The sequence below is a fragment of the Lysobacter dokdonensis DS-58 genome (genome assembly GCF_000770795.1).
Classification (GTDB): Bacteria; Pseudomonadota; Gammaproteobacteria; order Xanthomonadales; family Xanthomonadaceae; genus Noviluteimonas; species Noviluteimonas dokdonensis.
Genome location: NZ_JRKJ01000023.1, coordinates 94,881 through 113,114, shown reverse-complemented (window position 1 = coordinate 113,114; position 18,234 = coordinate 94,881). Strand labels below are relative to the sequence as shown.

Annotated in this window: 19 protein-coding genes; 11 read left to right on the top strand and 8 right to left on the bottom strand. The window is 64.9% G+C overall.

All coding sequences use genetic code 11. From position 1 onward, the window contains the following. Window positions 1-10: 10 nt before the first annotated feature. Entirely contained in the window at window positions 11-1,273 is a 1,263-nt protein-coding gene (locus LF41_RS14720; protein WP_036171347.1) for an efflux RND transporter periplasmic adaptor subunit, read from the bottom strand. A gap of 196 nt (window positions 1,274-1,469) precedes the next feature. Here LF41_RS14720 and LF41_RS14715 point away from each other — a divergent pair, with 196 nt between their 5' ends. The 4 genes from LF41_RS14715 to LF41_RS14700 are packed head-to-tail and all read left to right on the top strand — an operon-like array spanning window position 1,470 to window position 4,969. Then, the gene (locus LF41_RS14715) at window positions 1,470-2,390 is read left to right on the top strand and encodes an ABC transporter ATP-binding protein (protein WP_036171344.1); all 921 of its coding nucleotides are present in this window, start codon (window positions 1,470-1,472) and stop codon (window positions 2,388-2,390) included. Further along, window positions 2,390-3,181, top strand: coding sequence for an ABC transporter permease (locus LF41_RS14710; protein ID WP_036171341.1), 792 nt, complete (start codon window positions 2,390-2,392; stop codon window positions 3,179-3,181). Before LF41_RS14715 ends, LF41_RS14710 begins: the two co-directional genes overlap by 1 nt. A 13-nt stretch (window positions 3,182-3,194) precedes the next feature. Further along, window positions 3,195-4,370, top strand: a complete 1,176-nt coding sequence (locus tag LF41_RS14705; RefSeq protein WP_084073702.1) for a sensor histidine kinase — start codon at window positions 3,195-3,197, stop codon at window positions 4,368-4,370. Next, window positions 4,367-4,969 (top strand): response regulator transcription factor, encoded by a 603-nt coding sequence (locus LF41_RS14700; RefSeq protein WP_036171338.1) that lies wholly within the window; start codon window positions 4,367-4,369, stop codon window positions 4,967-4,969. Before LF41_RS14705 ends, LF41_RS14700 begins: the two co-directional genes overlap by 4 nt. Before the next feature lie 3 nt (window positions 4,970-4,972). Here the strand turns inward: LF41_RS14700 and LF41_RS14695 are convergent, their stop codons facing one another. Genes LF41_RS14695 through LF41_RS14665 form a run of 7 tightly spaced genes read right to left on the bottom strand, consistent with a single transcriptional unit; the run spans window position 4,973 to window position 10,906 of the window. After that, on the bottom strand, window positions 4,973-6,340 hold the full coding sequence (locus LF41_RS14695) for a leucyl aminopeptidase family protein (RefSeq protein ID WP_036171335.1): 1,368 nt from the start codon (window positions 6,338-6,340) through the stop codon (window positions 4,973-4,975). After that, window positions 6,337-7,059, bottom strand: coding sequence for an HAD family hydrolase (locus tag LF41_RS14690; protein ID WP_036171332.1), 723 nt, complete (start codon window positions 7,057-7,059; stop codon window positions 6,337-6,339). Before LF41_RS14690 ends, LF41_RS14695 begins: the two co-directional genes overlap by 4 nt. A gap of 9 nt (window positions 7,060-7,068) precedes the next feature. After that, complete coding sequence (locus LF41_RS14685) at window positions 7,069-8,160, bottom strand: AI-2E family transporter (protein ID WP_036171329.1); 1,092 nt, start codon at window positions 8,158-8,160, stop codon at window positions 7,069-7,071. After that, window positions 8,157-8,495: a hypothetical protein gene (locus LF41_RS14680; RefSeq protein WP_052116494.1), complete on the bottom strand. Its 339-nt coding sequence runs from the start codon at window positions 8,493-8,495 to the stop codon at window positions 8,157-8,159. The genes LF41_RS14685 and LF41_RS14680 overlap by 4 nt, the downstream gene beginning before the upstream one ends. Beyond that, a complete protein-coding gene (locus LF41_RS14675) occupies window positions 8,492-9,049 on the bottom strand; it encodes a phage holin family protein (protein WP_052116493.1) in 558 nt (185 codons plus the stop codon). The genes LF41_RS14680 and LF41_RS14675 overlap by 4 nt, the downstream gene beginning before the upstream one ends. A gap of 12 nt (window positions 9,050-9,061) precedes the next feature. Continuing rightward, window positions 9,062-9,436 (bottom strand): hypothetical protein, encoded by a 375-nt coding sequence (locus tag LF41_RS14670; protein ID WP_036171326.1) that lies wholly within the window; start codon window positions 9,434-9,436, stop codon window positions 9,062-9,064. Between the two features lie 33 nt (window positions 9,437-9,469). Then, window positions 9,470-10,906 (bottom strand): Do family serine endopeptidase, encoded by a 1,437-nt coding sequence (locus LF41_RS14665; RefSeq protein ID WP_036171324.1) that lies wholly within the window; start codon window positions 10,904-10,906, stop codon window positions 9,470-9,472. 481 nt (window positions 10,907-11,387) lie between these two features. Between LF41_RS14665 and LF41_RS14660 the strand changes: the two genes are divergently transcribed. From LF41_RS14660 to LF41_RS14640, 7 genes are all read left to right on the top strand, one after another. Further along, entirely contained in the window at window positions 11,388-13,541 is a 2,154-nt protein-coding gene (locus tag LF41_RS14660) for an adenosylcobalamin-dependent ribonucleoside-diphosphate reductase (protein WP_036171321.1), read from the top strand. A 92-nt stretch (window positions 13,542-13,633) separates the two neighbouring features. After that, a complete protein-coding gene (locus LF41_RS14655) occupies window positions 13,634-14,167 on the top strand; it encodes a hypothetical protein (RefSeq protein WP_036171319.1) in 534 nt (177 codons plus the stop codon). A 62-nt stretch (window positions 14,168-14,229) separates the two neighbouring features. Further along, window positions 14,230-15,012, top strand: a complete 783-nt coding sequence (locus LF41_RS14650; RefSeq protein ID WP_036171316.1) for a TSCPD domain-containing protein — start codon at window positions 14,230-14,232, stop codon at window positions 15,010-15,012. A gap of 44 nt (window positions 15,013-15,056) precedes the next feature. Continuing rightward, window positions 15,057-15,287 carry a hypothetical protein gene (locus tag LF41_RS17400; protein WP_202594060.1) on the top strand — a complete coding sequence of 77 codons (231 nt, stop codon included), beginning with the start codon at window positions 15,057-15,059 and terminating at the stop codon, window positions 15,285-15,287. Then, a complete protein-coding gene (locus LF41_RS16830; protein ID WP_152600044.1) occupies window positions 15,288-15,839 on the top strand; it encodes a hypothetical protein in 552 nt (183 codons plus the stop codon). It begins immediately after the preceding gene. Window positions 15,840-15,876: 37 nt separating this feature from the next. Beyond that, a complete protein-coding gene (locus tag LF41_RS16565; protein ID WP_084073701.1) occupies window positions 15,877-17,304 on the top strand; it encodes a KAP family P-loop NTPase fold protein in 1,428 nt (475 codons plus the stop codon). Window positions 17,305-17,462: 158 nt separating this feature from the next. Beyond that, window positions 17,463-18,191, top strand: a complete 729-nt coding sequence (locus tag LF41_RS14640) for a hypothetical protein (protein ID WP_036171313.1) — start codon at window positions 17,463-17,465, stop codon at window positions 18,189-18,191. Window positions 18,192-18,234: the final 43 nt, after the last annotated feature.

The following is an 18,234-nucleotide window of genomic DNA, read 5'->3' as shown; positions in this document are numbered from 1 at the left end:
TGGAGACTGCTTACTGCTGTTCGGTATCGGCTTGCGCGCGCTTGACGCGCGCGCCGGCCTGCAACGTGGCGGGAGGGTCGAGGATCACGGTCTCGCCGGCGGAGACGCCGCCGAGCACCTGCTGCCCGTTGGCGAGCGCGCGACCGAGCTTGAGCGTGCGCTGCTCGACGACCATCGGGTCGCCGCTCGCGACGAACGCCACCTTGACGCCGTCGCGTTGCGCGATGGCGTTGGTCGGCAAGAGCGCGCCCTGCGGCCGCTGCGCCTGCTGCTTGTCGGCGCCCGGTTCCAGGAAGCTCACGCTCACGCCCATGTCCGGCACGATGCGCGCGTCCTTCACCTTGATCGCCACGCGCACCTTCACCGTCGCCTTGCCGCGGTCGGCGGCGGGGATGATGGCGATGACTTCGCCCGGGATCCTCCAGTCGGGATACGCATTGAGCGTGGCTTCGACCGGCATCTTTGGCTGCACGCGGCCGATGAAGGCTTCGCCGACTTCGACCTCGACTTCGAGCGAATCCATGTCCACGATCGTGCCGATGCCCGTGCGCGTGAATCCGCCGCCCGCCGACATCGGCGAAACGATCTCGCCCGGCTGCGCGGCCTTGGCGATGATCACGCCGGCGAAGGGCGCACGCACGACGGTGTTGTCGACGCCCTGGTCGGCGATGCGCAGGCGATCGCCCGCGACACGGGCATTGCGTTGCGAGGTGAGCAACTGCGCGCGCAACGAATCGCGTTCGGCGACGGCCTGGTCGTATTGCGCCTTCGCGACGAGCTGTTGCTTCACCAGGCCGTTCAGGCGCACGACGTTGGCTTCGGCTTCGCGCAATTGCGCGCGCACACCGGCGATCTGGCTTTCGGCGGCGCCGACCTGCGAGGACGCAAGATTCCGTTCGGCATCCGCATCGACCGGGTCGAGCGTCGCGAGCACCTGGCCGGCTTCGACATGCTGGCCTTCTTCGATCAGCACTTCGCGCACCTTGCCGGTGATCTTCGCCGACACCGTCGCCATGCGACGCGCGACGACGTAACCGGTGGCATCGAGCACCGCGGCCGACGCGCTGCCGCCGTCGCCGAGCGCGACGACATCCGCCGTCTTGACCTCGATGGGCTTGTCGCGGCCGAGCGCGACCCACGCACCGAGCGTGGTCGCCAGCACACCCGCACCGATCGCCACGAACACCCAGCGCTTGCGCTTGTTCGGCGCGGGCAGCGGTGCACTGCGGTCGATGCGCAGTTCCTTCAACAGATCGGCGGAAGCGTTGGACATTGAGGACCCAAGGACGGGGGGAGGCGCCTAGTGTGACCAAGCGGGCAGGCGGATGCCATTCGATACGGGGCGCAGCGTACGGAAGGCGGCCCACCGGCGCACCTGACGCCTGTCATGTCGTTTCCATGAAACCCCTGACTGGGACGCGCGCTTGTGCAAGCGCAGCATCCGTCCCACATCCACCAGGAGCGTCGACATGGCCGGCCCCGATCTCGCGCTTGCGAGACTGCACCAGGCGAGCAAGTCCTACGGCAAGGTCCGCGCGCTGGACGGCGTGGACCTGAAACTGCGCGGCGGCGAGCTGCTCGCGCTGCTCGGCCCCAACGGCGCCGGCAAGACGACGGCGATCGGCCTGTTCCTGGGCCTGTTGCGCGCCGACGGCGGCACGGTCGAATTGTTCGGACAGGATCCGCAGGACATCGCCGCCCGCCGCCATATCGGCGTGATGTTGCAGGACGCGCAACTGCCGGCGACCTTGCGCGTCGGCGAACTGATTCGCCTGGCCAGCAGCTATTACCCGGCGCCGCGCAGCGTGCAGGAAAGCGCGGATCTGGCGGGCGTCGCCGATCTGCTCAAGCGGCCGTACGGCAAGTTGTCGGGCGGACAGCAACGGCGCGTGCAATTCGCGCTCGCGCTGTGCGGGCGCCCGAAGCTGCTGTTCCTCGACGAACCCACCGTCGGCATGGATATCGAAGCGCGCGGGAAACTCTGGGCCGCGATCCGCCACCTGGTCGCCGAAGGCAACGGCGTGGTGCTGACCACGCATTACCTGGAAGAAGCCGAAGCGCTCGCCGACCGCGTGTGCGTCATGGCGAAGGGCCGGATCATCAGCGAAGGCAGCGTCGATGCGCTGCGCGCGCGCGTGGCGATGAAACGCGTGCGCTGCCACACGCAGTTGCCGGAAGACATCATCCGCGCGTGGCCGGGTGTCGTGGAGATCGCCCATGAAGGCGACCGCCTGTGCATCAGCACCGAACACGCCGAAGACGTGGTGCGCCGCCTGCTCGCGCTGGATGCCGACCTGCGCGGGCTGGAAGTCCGCGCAGCGGGCCTGGCCGAAGCGTTCACCGAACTCACCCGCGACGACAGCGTCGCCGCATTGCAGGAGGCCGCGTGATGTCCGCCGATCTGTCGATCCTTTCCGATCGCCCACGCGTCGCCGAGATGCCGCGCGCCCGCGTGTTCAACGCCTACCTGCAGGAAATGCGCGCCGAATGCCTGCGCTACCTGCGCAACCCCGGCTTCATGTTGCCGACGTTGTTGTTCCCGACGGTGTTCTACCTGATGTTCGGCGTGTTCCTCGCGCGGCCGGGCAGCGAAGCGGGGCGTTATCTGCTCGCCGCGTACGGCACCTTTGGCGTCATGGCACCGGGATTGTTCGGCTTCGGCGTGTCGATGGCCATGGAACGCGAGAACGGCCTGCTGACGCTGAAGCGCGCGATGCCCATGCCGCCGTTCGCGTATCTCGCCGGCAAGATGGTGATGGCGATGGCCGTCGCGTCGGGCGTGCTGACCTTGCTCGTGCTGCTTGCGGTGTTCGTCGCGCACGTGCCGGTGACCGGCGCGCAGATCGCGGGCCTGTATCTGTCGAACGTGCCGGGCGTGCTGCCCTTCTGCGCGCTGGGCCTGCTGCTCGGCACGCTGGTGAAGGGGCAGGGCGCGCCGGCGGTGATCAACATGCTCTACCTGCCGATGGCGTTCCTCTCGGGCCTGTGGTTCCCGATCGCGAGCCTGCCCAAGGCGATGCAGTCGATCGCGCCCGCACTTCCGAGCTTCCACCTCAACGCGCTCGCGCTCGACGCGGTGGGCCTGGTCGATACGCAACCGCTGCCGCACATCGCCCTGCTGGCCGGCTTCACCGTCGGTGTTTCGTGGCTCGCGGCGCGTCGCCTGCGCAAGGTCGGCTGATAGCATTCGCCGCATGCACCTGGCCGCCGCCGCACCGATCCCGCCCCGCATCGCGCGCGTGCTCGCGCGCTGCGGTTTCGCGCCCGCGCCCGATTCGGCCATCGCCGATCTCATCCGCCAGGGCAAATCGCCGTGGACCGACGCGGTCCACCTGCTCTGGTCGATGTGGGTGTTCATCACCCCGATGTTCGGCCTGGGCTACACGTGGAAGTGGGTCGGGCTGACCGCGCTGTCGTATCCGGTGTTCATCGCGTTGTACGCGAAGACCTTGCTGTCTTCGCGGCGCATCTCGGACCGCTACGCCTACGGCATGGCGGCGCTGTGTTTCGTGTTGCTGCCCTGGTATCCGTCGGGCATCAGCTATTTCGTCTTCGGCTGCGTGATGCTGCATGCGGGCAAGCGGCATCGCGCGATCCCGGTGTATCTCGTGCAGTGGCTCGTGCTCAACGCGCTGTACGCGGGCATCGCCACGCTGATCGGCTACCCGTGGCAGATGATCGTATGGATGCCGGTGATGACGCTGATCATCGGCCTGATCGTCAACGTCGAGCGCGCAGCCGCCGACAAGGACATCGCGCTCAAGCTCTCGCACGACGAAGTCCGGCGCCTGGCGGCCACGGCCGAGCGCGAACGCATCGGCCGCGACCTGCACGACCTGCTCGGGCACACGTTGTCGCTGATCACGTTGAAGCTGGAGCTGGCGCGCAAGTTGAGCGAGCGCGACCCGGCCGCTTCGCGTCGCGAGCTCGAAGAAGCCGAGCGCGTCGCACGCCACGCACTGGCGGAAGTGCGCAGCGCGGTGACGGGCATCCGGTCGTCCGCGGATCTCGCCGCGGAACTGGCATCGGCGCGCTTGCTGCTCGAATCGTCCAACGTCCACCTCGAATACGAAGGCCCGCCGCTCGGCCTGCCGCCCGACATCGAGCGCGGGCTCTCGCTCGTCGTGCGCGAAGCGGCGACCAACATCGCGCGCCACGCGCAGGCCACGAGCGCGCGCGTCGCGTTCGAATCCGACCCGCGCAGTGTCCGCTTGTGCGTGGAAGACAACGGGCGCGGCGGCGTGGCGGAAGACGGCAACGGGCTCGCCGGCATGCGCGACCGCGTGCGTTGCATGGGCGGCACCATGAGCATCGAGTCGCCGAAGGGCCAGGGCACGAAGGTGCTCGTGCGCGTCGGGCTGCCCGCGTGATCCGCATCCTGCTGGCCGAAGACCAGGCGCTCGTGCGCGGTGCGTTGTCCGCGCTGCTGTCGTTGGAAAGCGACCTCGAAGTGATCGGCACCGCCCCAGACGGCGAAGCCGCCTGGCGCGAAGTGCAACGCCTGAAGCCCGACGTGCTCGTCACCGACATCGAAATGCCGGGCTTGTCGGGTCTCGAACTCGCGCAACGCATCCAGCGCCATGCGCTGCCGATGAAGGTCGTGATCGTCACGACGTTCGCGCGCGCGGGGTTCCTGCGGCGTGCGCTGGATGCCGGCGTGTCGGGTTACCTGCTGAAGGATGCGCCCGCGGAGGACCTGGCCGAAGCGCTACGCAAGGTGCATCGCGGCGGCCGCGCGATCGATCCGCAGCTGGCGATCGATGCATGGACCGATGCCGATCCGCTCAACGACCGCGAACGGCAGGTGCTGCGACTGGCGGGCGATGGCATGTCCGCCTCGGAGATCGCCGCGCAACTGAATCTGTCGAGCGGCACGGTGCGGAACTATCTGTCCGAAGCAATCGGCAAACTCGGCGTCGGAAACCGCATCGAGGCCTACCGGCTCGCGCGCCAGAAAGGCTGGCTGTAGCCCTCAACCGAAGCGGTGCTTCAGCATCGCCCAGGCCGCACGCAACCCCTGCGCTTCCCCGCCCGCCGGCTTGCCCGGGCGATCGGTGTCGTTCCACGCATACACGTCCAGGTGCGTCCACGCCTGCGTCGCCGGGACGAAGCGCTCCAGGTACAACGCCGCCGTGATGCTGCCCGCCATGCGCGACGGCCCGCTGTTCGCCAAGTCCGCTACGTTGCTCACGAGATAACGCAGGTACGGCCGCCACATCGGCATGCGCCACACCGGGTCGCGTTGCGCGCTCGCGGCTTCGATCCAATCCGCGGCCGCCGACTCGTCGTTCGCGTACAGCGCCGGCAGGTCCGGCCCGAGCGCGATGCGCGCCGCGCCCGTCAACGTCGCGAAATCCATCAGCAACGCGGGCTTGTCTTCCGCCGCGCGCGCCAGTGCATCGCACAACACCACGCGCCCTTCGGCATCGGTGTTGTCGATCTCGACGGTGACGCCCAGGCGCGTATGCACGACATCGCCCGGGCGGTAACTCATCGGGCCGATCGCGTTTTCGACCGCGGCGACGTACAGCGTCAAACGCACGGGCAACTTGCGCGCCATCACCAGGCCCGCGAGCGCGATCGCGTGCGCCGCGCCGCCCATGTCCTTCTTCATGTTGCGCATGCCGTCGGCCGGCTTGATGTCCAGGCCGCCGGTGTCGAAGCACACGCCCTTGCCGACGAGCGTCAGCTTCGGCGCGTCTTCCTGGCCCCAGTGCAGCGCGATCAGCCGCGGCGCGCGATGCGATGCGCGGCCCACCGCGTGGATCGCGGGGAAGTTGTGCTTGAGCAGATCGTCGCCGCTGATCACCTCGATGCGCCCGCCGCTGGCTTCCGCCAGCTCACAGCACGCTTGTTCGAGTTGATCCGGCCCCATGTCCTCGGCCGGCGTGTTCACCAGGTCGCGCACGCGCAGGCTCGCTGCGAGGACGTCCAGCGTTTCCGCATCGGGTTCTGCAACCAGGCGCGCCGGTGCACGCAACGGCGTCTTGTAGCGCGTGAACTTGTACGACCCCAGGCCCCACCCGAGCTGCAACGCACGCAATGCGTCGCCATCGAGGTCGGAGGCCAGCGCCCAATCCCCCGGCGGCAACGCGAACGGCGCGTGCGCGTAGGAGAAGGGATCGAGCGGATCGCCGATGCCGAGCACCGCGCCAGCGATGCCGTCCTTGCCCGGCAGCAACAACACGCTGCCCGACATTCCGCTGAAGGAATGCGCGTCGATCCAGCTCCCGAGCTCGGGCAACTGCAACTGCCGCCATGCGTCGAAGCCCGTGCGTTCGACGCAATACAGCGGCAAGCCCTGCGTGCCACGCGGCGCGAAGCCGTTCGAATCGGTCATGCGACGTCGTCCTGGAGGTGCGCGTCCAGCCAGTCGGCCAACGCGTCGAGGGTGGGAAAGGCGAGGTCGGGGCGCACGTGCGCGTGCGGCCACGTCGGTTCGGGATGCAGGTCGTTGCGATGGATCCAGCACGTGCGCAGCCCGGCTTGCGCGGCGCCGACCACATCGAGATCGATGTCGTCGCCGACGTGCAGCACGTGCTGCGGCGCTTGCCCCAAGCGTTCGCACGCGGCACGGTAGATCGTCGGGTCGGGCTTCGGCGCACCATGCTGGCTGGCGCCGAGCTGGAACGCGAACAGATGGCGCAGGCCGATGCGTCCGAGGTCGGCGTTGCCGTTGGTCACCGCTGCGACGGGCACGCGTGCGGCGATGCGCTCCAGCGCGTCGATCGCGTCGGGATAGCACTCCACGCGGTTGCGCTCGGCGAAGAAGGCTTCGAACGCCGGTTCGACATGCGCCACGTCGTCGCCCGCCAGTTCCATCGCACGCGCCAGGGTGAGCTTGCGCAGCCGGCTGAAGTCGTGGGCCAGGTGCGGATGCTCGGCGTTGATGACATCGCGCAGGCGGCGCATCGCATCGACGGGAAACCGTTCGGCCGTCCGCGGGCAATTGGCGAGCAGCCAGTCGTGCTGGACGAAGTCGACGCGCGCGCCGATGGGCGCGAAGGGCCACAGGGTGTCGTCGAGGTCGAGGGTGATGGCGCGGATGCGAAGGCTCACCCGGCCATTCTATTCCAGGAGCTTGGCCCAGCCCTCGAGGCCGTCGATCCGCGCCAGCACCAGCTTGACGCACACCAGCAGCGGCACCGCGAGCAGCAGCCCGATGATCCCCCACAGCCAGCCGAAGACCATCAGCGCCAGGATCAGCACCAGCGGCGAGAGCGCCATGCGCCGGCCGAGCACGATGGGCGTGACGATCTGCCCTTCGAGCGTGTGCAGCCCGAGGTAAAGCGCGGCCGGCGCGAACGCGTCCAGCTGCTCCCCGTAGCTGACGAAACCCATCACCAGCATCACGCAGATGCCGATCAGCGGGCCGACGTAGGGCGCGAAGTTCAGCAGGCCCGCCATGGTGCCCCACAGCAACGCCTCGTCCGCGGGCAGGTCGAGCAGCACGTACAACAACCCGGCGAACACCAGGCCGACGATCACGTTGATGATGCTGATGGTCAGCACGTAGCGCGAGATCTCGGTTTCGATCGCATGCAGGATCTCGACCGTGAGCTTCTTCTGCTGTCGCCCCGGCAACAATGCGATCGCATTGCGTTGCAGGTCCCCGCCGTAAACCATGAAGAAGAACGTCAGCAGCACCACCGCGAGCACGGAGGCCACCACGCGCGGCGTAGCGGTCAGCACGCGGTAGGGGTCGTTCACCTCGGTCTTGACGACCTGCACTTTCGTGCCGGTTTCGCCGCCCGCGGCGCGCGCGATGTTCTCGGCCGCGCGATTGGCTTCGGTCACCGGCTTGGTGAGCGAGCGCAGCTTCGGCGCCAGGCCTCGCAACTCGTTGGGCACCTCGCGGATCCATTCGGCGCCCGGCTGGATCAATTCCTTGCCCAGCATGTAGGTGCCGAACATCCCCAATCCGAGCACGAGCAGCGCGGACACGAAGCGCGGCACCCAGAGCTTCTTCAGCCCGCGGATGATCGGGTTGCCCACCAACGCGAAGAACATCGCCAGCAACACCGGCAACAGCAGGTCCTGCGCGACGTACAACGTGTAGGCCACCGCGAGGACCGCGAGCACGATTGCCGCGTTCGTCGAACGCGGGCGTGGCGGTGCCGGCGGTTGTTCGTCGGTGCCGGTTTCGAAGGAGAAGCTCATGCGTCCACCGGCGGCGTGGCCTGCGCGACCTGTTCGGCGGACTGCGCGGCATCTTCGGCCTTGCCGGCGGCGGCCTGCGCGCTTCCGCCGGCGAACATGCCGGCGACCGCGGTGAGCATCTGCAGCACCGTATTGCCCTTCGCCACGCTTTTCGCCGGTTCGAGCTTGCCGACGGCGAAACCCGCGACGAGACCGGCGACGACGATGCGCCCCGGCGTCCACGCCTGCAGCCACGTCGACTTGGTCTGCCGCCAATCGGCCGCGGCCTGGCGCTCCTTGGCCTCGAGCGCGACCTCGGCCTGCCGGACTTTCTTCTGGAGATCTTCGAAGCTCATGGGGGGGTGACGTCCACGCCGAGTCCTTTCTTCTTGCCGTTTTCGGTCGCTGCCTCGACCTGGTCTTCCGCGGCCTTCGCGGATTTGCCGGAACCTGCGTCCGGCGTCATGTCGCCCAGTTCGCCGATCCCAAGGCGTGCCAACTGTCGGCGCGTGGCCTTCATGCGCGTGTGTTCGAAGTAGCGGACCGCCATCCATCCGGCGAGCCCGGCCAGCAACACGCTGCTGACGCCGCACACGAGCAGCGACATCCACCACGCCCAGCCGGCGTTCAACGACAGCCACGCGATCAGCGCGGCCGTCAGCAACAACCACGCCGACGCACCGAAGATGATCGCCAGCGCCGTGAATGCGAGGGTGCGACCGAAGGCGCTGCGCGCGAGCGAGAAATCGGCGGTGACCAGGATGCGGAGCGCGGTGGCGGCTTCGCGCCCCGCGGCCCACGTCGCCTTGCCGGTGTCGCCCAGTTCCTTCAGCGCATCGGCGATGCCGGGCGCGGCGCGCTCGCGCGCGCCGTCTTCAGTGCCGTCCCCGTTGGCATCGCTCCCCGTCATCGCGATGTCCGCTTACTTGTCGCTGCTGCGACCGAGCTTGGCGATGATCCAGCCCGCGGCGAACGCGACGCCGAAGGAGGCGAGCGGACGCTCGCGGATCAACTCGGCGGCGCTGTCGATCAGGTCGCGGCCCTTGTCCATGATCGCGTCGACCTGTTCGCGCGAGGCCGCACCGAGATTCTCGGCGGCGGAAATCGACGACAGCGTGCCGTCGGCGAGTTCGGCCTTCATCTGCGCCTTGCCCAGGCGCATTTCATCGCCCGCGGCGGTGGCCGCGCCCTTGATCGCATCGCCCGCGGCGACCGCGGCGCCCTTGAAGTGCTGGCCGGCTTCGCCGAGATCCGTTTTCATCGCGTCGGTCGCACGACCGTTGTTGTCCGGGGACATCGCCTTCTCCTCATCCGTTCGGTGTGTGGGGGGTCACTGCATCTGGAGGTCGCCGCGCGAGTTCCCGCGCAGCACGCGCAGCACCAGGCGCTGCGGCGATTGCGAGAAACTGGCGCGGAAGCCACCCAAGTCGCTGAACTCGCCGCTGGTGGCGGCGAGCACCACGTCGTCCTTCTGCAAGCCATTCTGCGCCGCACGGCTGCCGCGTGCGACCGCACTGACGAGCACGCCGTCCAGGCCGGCCTGGCGCAGGCGCTCGGGCAGCTCGGCGAAGGTGGCGCCGGTCAGGCGCGGATCGAGCACGACGCCATCGTAGGCGCGCGGTTGTTCGCGCAACGTGGCCTTGAGGGTGAGCGGCGCCTTGTCGCGGCGCAGTTCGAGCGCGATGTCGCTGCCGACGGCCTGCAGCCCTTCGAAGTTGTGCAGCGCCTCGCGGCTGTCCATGCGCTGACCGTTGGCCGACAGCACGACATCGCCGACGCGCACGCCGGCGGCGGCCGCGGCCGAGTTCGGGAACACGCGCGTGACCACGGCGCCGCGCGTGGATTCCAGGCCGAGGCCCTTGGCGAGCGCATCGTCGACCGTCTGCGTTTCCATGCCGAGCGTGCCGCGCCGCACTTCGCCCGTGCTGGCGAGCTGGCGCATCACGTTGCCGGCGAGATTGGCGGGAATGGCGAAGCCCAGCCCGATGTCACCCGCGCGCGAGCCCTGCGGATTGAACGTCGCGGTGTTGATGCCGACGAGTTCGCCGCGCAGGTTCACCAGCGCGCCGCCCGAATTGCCCGGGTTGATCGACGCATCGGTCTGGATGAAGTTCTGGAAGCCCAGGCCCGGCAACCCGCTGCGCCCGACCGCCGAGACGATGCCCGAGGTCACCGTCTGGCTGAAGCCGAACGGGTTGCCGACCGCGACGACGAAATCGCCCACGCGCATCTGGTCGGAATTGGCGAGCGGCAACGCGGTGAGCTTGTCGGCGCTGATGCGCATCAGCGCGACGTCGGTATCGGGATCCGAACCGACGAACTGCGCGGGGAACGTGCGCCCGTCCGACAACGTCACGGACACCTCGTCGGCGCCTTCGATCACATGGTGGTTGGTCAGCACCAGGCCCTTGGCCGCGTCGACGATCACGCCCGAACCGAGCGACTGGTTGATGCGCTCCTGCGGCACCTGCGGGAACAGGCGGCGGAACATCGGGTCGTCGGCGAAGGGATTGCGGATGCGCACGCGCTGCTTGGTGTGCACGCTGACCACCGCCGGCGTGACCTTCTCGAGCATCGGCGCCAGGGACGGCATCGGCTGGCCGTCGACGGCCGTCGGCAACGCGCCCATCACCGGAACGGCAGCCGCGGCGCGCGGCTCGGCCTGCGCGGGCGCTTCCAGGCCCTCGCGGATCGCGGTCGCGGCGAAGCCGCCGAAGCCGGCGGCGAGGGTGAGGGCAGCGAGCGTCTTGAGTGGTGCGTGGCGCATGAGTTCATTGTCCCGGGGGCAAGTGAGTCAGCGATGTGAAATCGCGGCGGTGCGCCATCGAATCAAGGGAATGCTGAACGCGGGCGTTATTCGCACACCCGTGGCCGGATGCGTCGGGCGACCGCGTTTCTGCGCCTCCGCACCTGTCGTCTGGAGCACGCAAATTATTTTTCGCAAGTCGTTGACACGCTGCGCAACGCGGGCGTAGTTTCGCTCCTCGTCGCCACAACATGTAGTGGTGGCGGCAACGGACGGTCCCGAATGTTGTGTTCCACGGCTTCGGGCCGATCGCACCGACACAGGCGGTAAGCGTGACCGCAATCGCGGTTACGTCAGGGGAAAATCAGGGTTCGAAGGGAGCGAAGGACACGCCGTTGGGTGGCGTTTCCCCCTTGCTTTCGTGGAACCCGAGGTGCCCCGAGCGCGACACACAACGATGAGAACCGGGCACGACCCGGCCACGACGAGAAGAAGGAGCAGCATGAGCACGGTGCGCCTCGAGGCGGTCAAGATGGACAACGCGGTCCAGGACATTCCGATGCAAGCGGCCTCGGCCGACATCTGGGACAAGAAGTACCGGTTGAAGACCAAGTCGGGCGAGGCGATCGACGCCGACATCGACGGCACCTACCAGCGCGTGGCGAAGGCCCTGGCCGAAGCCGAAGGCGCGCCGGAGAAGCAGAAGTACTGGCACGAGCGTTTCGTATGGGCGCTGCGCCGCGGGGCCATTCCCGCCGGCCGCATCACCTCCAACGCCGGCGCCCTGGAACACAAGCCCGCCACCTCGACGATCAACTGCACGGTCTCCGGCACGATCGAAGACTCGATGGACGGCATCCTGGAGAAGGTGCACGAAGCGGGCCTGACGCTGAAGGCCGGCTGCGGCATCGGCTATGAATTCTCGACGCTCCGCCCGCGCGGCGCGTTCGTCGCCGGCGCCGGCGCGTACACGTCGGGCCCGATGTCCTTCATGGATATCTACGACAAGATGTGTTTCACCGTCTCCTCGGCCGGTGGCCGCCGCGGCGCGCAGATGGGCACCTTCGACGTCTCGCATCCCGACGTGAAGGATTTCATCCGCGCCAAGCGCGAAGACGGCCGCCTGCGCCAGTTCAACCTCTCGCTGCTGATCACCGACGGCTTCATGGAAGCGGTGGAATCCGACGGCGACTGGCCGCTGGTGTTCCCGATCAACATCAAGGAACAGGGCGACACCGACCTGACCGACGCCAGCCAGGTCGTCTGGCGCGAATGGCCGACGCACAAGAACTACATCGTGCGCGACGACGGCCTGGTGGCCTGCAAGATCTACGGCCACATCCGCGCGCGGCACCTGTGGGACATGATCATGGTCTCGACGTACGATTACGCCGAGCCGGGCTTCATCCTGATCGACCGCGTCAACGAGATGAACAACAACTGGTGGTGCGAGAACATCCGCGCGACCAATCCCTGCGGCGAGCAGCCCCTGCCGGCCTACGGCGCGTGCCTGCTCGGCTCGGTGAACCTCACCAAGTTCGTGCGCAATGCCTTCACCGACCAGGCGGAGTTCGACTGGGAGGAATACAAGGAAGTCGTGCGCGTGTTCACCCGCATGCTCGACAACGTGGTCGAAGTGAACGGCCTGCCGCTGGAACAGCAGCGCAACGAAATCATGCGCAAGCGCCGCCACGGCATGGGCTTCCTCGGCCTGGGCAGCACGATGACCATGCTGCGCATGAAGTACGGCTCGAAGGAGTCGTGCGAGTTCACCGAACGCATCGCGCGCGACATGGCGGTGGCCGGCTGGGAAATGGGCCTGTCGCTGGCGAAGGAAAAGGGCGCCGCGCCGATCATGGAAGAGCGCTTCCCCGTCACCGCCGAGATGCTGCGCAAGCGCCCGGAGATGGCGAAGGACGGCTGGAAGGCCGGCCAGGAAATCGAAGGCAAGCTGCTGCACGCCAAGTACTCGCGCTACATGCAGCGCGTGGCCGAAGTGGCGCCGGAGCTGGTGGAGGAGCTCGCCGAAGTCGGCGCGCGCTTCACGCACCACTCCTCGATCGCCCCGACCGGCACGATCTCGCTGTCGCTGGCCAACAACGCCTCCAACGGCATCGAGCCGTCGTTCGCGCACCACTACAGCCGCAACGTCATCCGCGAAGGCAAGAAGACCAAGGAGAAGGTGGACGTCTACTCCTTCGAGCTGCTGGCCTACCGCGAGCTGGTGAACCAGAAGGCGATGCCCTTCGCCGACACCGCCGAAGCCAAGCTGCCTGAATACTTCATCTCCGCCGACGACATCTCGCCGAAGGAACACGTCGACGTGCAGGCCGCCGCGCAGAAGTGGGTGGACTCCTCGATCTCCAAGACGGCCAACGTCCCCACGGACTACCCGTACGAAGACTTCAAGGACATCTACCGCTACGCCCACCAGCAAGGCCTGAAGGGCTGCACCACGTTCCGCTTCAACCCCGCCGCCTTCCAGGGCGTGCTGGTCAAGGAAGCGGACCTGGAAAACACGACCTACCGTTTCGAGCTGGAAGACGGCTCGGTGCTGGAGGTCAAGGGCAACGAACAGATCGAATACGACGGCGAAATGCACACCGCCGCCAACCTGTTCGACGCGCTGAAGGAAGGCTATTACGGGAAGTTCTGACGCCGGCCCGATCACATGCTGACCATGTGTTCACGCATGTGACGGGTATAGGATCGCGTTGTTCCACAAGCCAACGGCCAACAGGAGGCCAAATGAGCAACGGCAACGGGGTCACGGCGACCCTTTCCAACGCCGCCGACACGGTGGTCGAAACCGCCAAGTCCGTCGCCAAGCGCGCGGGCAAGGCAGTGTCTGGTGCGAAGAAGACGGCTTCCAAGGCGGCCAAGTCCGCCAAGAAGGCAGTGACCAAGGCGAAGAAGAAGCTCACCGCGGCCTCCGCTGCGGCGAAGAAGGAAGCCGCAACGCTCAAGCGCAAGGTGGCCGGCAAGAAGGCCGCCGCCAAGCGCGCGGGCAAGAAGGCCACGCGCAAGGTCGCCGGCAAGAAGGCCGCCGCCAAGCGTTCGGTCAAGAAGGCCGCCAAGAAGGTCACGCGGAAGGTTGCAGCCAAGAAGACGGCGATGAAGCGGACGGCGAAGAAAGCCGGCCGCAAGGTCGCCGCCAAGAAGGCCGCCACCAAGCGCGCAGTGAAGAAGACGGCCCGCAAGGCGACCGGTCGCAAGACCACCGCCCGCAAGGCCCCCGCTCGCAAGGGCGGCGCCCGCAAGACCGCGCGCAAGCGCGCGTAAGCGACACCATCCCCTCCCGCGTGTTGCGGGAGGGGATTTTCGACCCAATTTAGAGAACGCACATGGCCGTCAAAATCGACAAGAAGATCAAGGGCTACGCCGTCATCACCGCCGACGACAAGGCACGCGAAGCGAAAGCCGAAGCCGTCGCCCGCGCCGCGGTGGAAGCGCAGCTCCCGACGGCCGACGTCATCCAGATGCACGAGCGCATCGAGCGCCCGGAAGTCCTGATCGGCAGCACCTACAAGATCAAGTCGCCGCTGGTCGAACACGCCATGTACGTGACGATCAACGACATCGTGCTCAACGCCGGCACCGAGCACGAACTGCGCCGCCCGTTCGAGATCTTCATCAACTCCAAGTCGATGGAGCACTTCCAGTGGATCGTCGCGCTCACGCGCATCATGTCCGCCGTGTTCCGCAAGGGCGGCGACGTGACGTTCCTGGTGGAAGAAATGAAGGCCGTCTTCGACCCCCGCGGCGGCTACTTCAAGGCCGGCGGCGTCTACATGCCCTCGCTGGTGGCCGAACTCGGCGCGATCGTCGAAGAACACATGAAGTCGATCGGCCTGATCCACGACCCCGAGATGAGCCCCGCGCAACGCGCGCTCATCGCCGAGAAGCGCGCCGCCTACGAAAACCGCGCCTCAAAAAAAAACAGTGAAGTGAGCCTGGGCCTGGCGACGGGCTCGGATGCACGCACCGAAGAAGTGATCGAAGTCACCGGCGAAGGCGCGAGCTTCCCGCCGAGCGCGACGATGTGCCACAAGTGCTCGACGAAGGCCGTGGTGATCATGGATGGGTGTGCGACGTGCCTTAACTGCGGTTACAGCAAGTGCGGGTGAAGGACGGAAGAGAGGCGTCTAGCGAGCCAAATTAGGGGGAACCGGTGGCCACGAAAAAAGCAGCCAAGAAGTCCGCGAAAAAGGCCGTTCGAAAGACTGCAGCTAAGAAGTCTGTCAAAAAAGCGGCCAAGAAATCAGTCAAAAAGGCCGCGAAAAAAACTGCTAAGTCTTCGGCAAAAAAAACCGCGGCAAAGCGGCTAAGGACCGCGGTTAAGAAGGTGGGCCGCAAGGTGGCTAAGGCCGCTGCGAACATCGGAATTGGGTCCGGCGGATAAATGTCATCCACCCAAGAATCTCCCCGCGATAAGCGGCGTTACGAGTCTCCCGCTGACGGGCTTAAGTCGCTTGAAACCAGTTATGCATACTGGACATCGAAAATCACCGACATCAGCTTCCAGAGCTGTATTGCTCTGATCGCAGCGAACTGGGCGATCAGCGGCGGAAGCCGAGCCCTGTTTGGAAATGTTTGGGCGATTTCCTCAATCACTACTGCTTTGGCGGCGGTTCTCGTGAGTCTAGTAGGTGCGTTCTGGGTGTCGCGCGTCACTTACAAAGAGTTCTACGCGGCTGCGCACGATAGGGCGAAGTGGGCTGACAGGTGGGAGGTGGCGGAACGAATTCCTTCCGAGTGGCCCTTCTCTGCAAAGATCACTCACTTGGGAACGACCTTCACCTGGTTGAAGGTATTGCTGCCAATTTTCAGCGGCATCCTGTTCGTCATTGGCGCGGTGATCGCGCTTCCGCCAGCAACCGCGACCGGTGCACAGGCAACCAAGTCGTCCTGCTGCTTGCCGGCAACGACAGCAACTCTCAATGATGCTCATTGATCGGAAGACGAACTCTTCGCACTAAGGGCCGGGAACCGTGAATCTCATCCCTAAACCTCCCTCGCTTCGAATCGACGAGAAGGACCCTTTTAGTTCGGATACGTTCGATCTCCAAGAATTCGCTGATGCATTGAGTGGACTCATTGCCAAATCGCCGGAGTCTTTCGTAATTAATCTGGAGGCCCCTTGGGGGCAAGGAAAGACCACGTTTCTGCAGATGTGGCGACACAGGCTGCGCCGCGACCACGTGCAATCCCTCTACTTTAATGCATGGGAAAGCGATTTCTCGCGCGACCCGCTTATTGCTCTTATTGGAGAGTTGAGTGCGGGAATGGCGGCAATGCGTATCCAGGCGGACAGTCCGGCTTGGGCTCAATTGGCCAAGCTGAAGAAGGTTGGTGCAAGAGTTGTCGTGAGAGCGCTTCCCGCCCTCATTAAGGCTGGAACACTGGGAGTTCTTGACCTGTCGGAGCCCTTAGAAGAGGTGGTTGCGTGTGCGTCTGAAAAGCTGGCGGAAGACGAGATTCAGCGGTATCAAGATGCGAAGCAATCAATTTCTGACTTTAGGCGCGAACTCGAAACGTTTGCTACGCAGCTTGCCGCCGAGAACGGGAGTGCCGCGCCTCTTGTCATCGTCGTTGACGAACTTGACCGTTGTCGGCCCGACTACGCGATTTCAATCCTAGAAACAGTGAAGCACCTGTTTACGGTGCCATCTGTTGTTTTTGTTGTCGCTACTGACTCTCGACAACTTTCAAACGCTATCCGACACGTTTATGGCTTGGACGCTGCCGCAAGCGACTACCTTCGTCGATTCTTCGATCTGGCGATTTCCTTGCCAAAGCCCTCTGCTAGACAATTCGTCGAGGCGTTGTTCGCAAGGCATGGGCTGGAAGAATTCTTCGAAAACAGAAAGCATTTGGAGCTTAGATTCGACCGTGATCAAGCGGTCGCCGCGTTTGTCGCAATGTTCGAGGCAACTAATTGCTCGCTACGAGATCAGCAAAAGTGCGCGGTTCTCTTCACCATATCGCTGAGGACGATGCAAGAGAATAGTTACTTACATCCACTTCTCCTCTGTACTCTTGTTGTGTTGCGCGTGAAGAGGAACGATCTTTACGAACGTTTCGTAAGTGGTGAAATCGGAGCCAAGGATCTAGTGGATGAGTTATCGCAGTCCACAGCAGGCCGCTCATATTTCGAATCACCGAGTGGATACGGCGCTCCTACGCTTGCCCATCTCATAGTGTCCGTTCAAAGCCGGGAAAAGCGCCGTGCCGACGAAGCGTGGTTGCGAGAGCGTGCTGAGGCAGACGAGAAGTCTGCAGACGCAGAATTGGCTCGACGAGCTTTGGAAATAATTCAGCACTCATCGTTTAGAAATGCGCGCGGGGCGTTGCGACACATTCTCCCCCGGCTCGAGTTCATTTCGAGGCAAACACGTCAGGACGACGACAGCTTCTAAGCATGAGAAGGATTAGCGGCCAATCAAGTTTGCTTCCTGCTATCGCTACGCCAGGCTACTTGACTGAGGAAGGGGTCAGTCTGATCGATGCTGCGAACCTAGCTCGGCCGGCAGTCCATGTCACAACCGCTTTCAACAAGACTGCGACCGTCCTCCGCATGCTGATAGGCCTGCTGGATTTTGAGGGCCTAGAATCGCCAGAAATCGAAGGCCGCAAGGCGGAGGTCTTCAACTATCTGGAGCTTCTTTTTCATCGAAGCGCGGCGCTTGGCGAGTACTTGGGTGACATAGTCAAGGCTTGCCTGGGGGGCAGCAAGAAAGCGCATCAAGTAAAGAGAGCAATCGATTTTAGAATCGAGAGGCTCTTCAAAATGCCGATCAACACCATAAAGCACAGTAGCTTCGATTTTTGCTGGATTAACATGCATGATGCGTTATCGGCAACGTTTGGATATAGCATCACCGGGCCTACTGAAGAAAAGATCTACGCACCAATCAAGTTCAGAAAAAAGGACAAGAATAGCCCTGAAGCATATTCAATGGCGCTTGTGCTGCGCGACTACCTTTTGTCGTTGTACGACATGACAGCATTGGTGGAGCAAAGCCTGATCGAAGCTGGACTTGCGCATAAGGGCGCTTGTCCTAATCAGCATGGGGCCGATCAGGCGATGATTTCAGAACTTATCGAAGGATTGAACACGTTGCCGCTTCACGGGTTCCCTGATGAGGCAGGCAACCGCATTCCGATCTACTCCATCTCCGACGGCGCGCTCACTGTCGTGATGCGGCCATTGAGAATGCTCACCGGGCAGGTAAAGATCCAGAGTGAGATTCGCTCAGTGAGCAGTGGAGTGAGCTATAAACTTCCATACTTTGGCAAGCGGTGATCGGCGGTATGGCAACAAGCCACATGGCTTCTCCCCGTCGTAT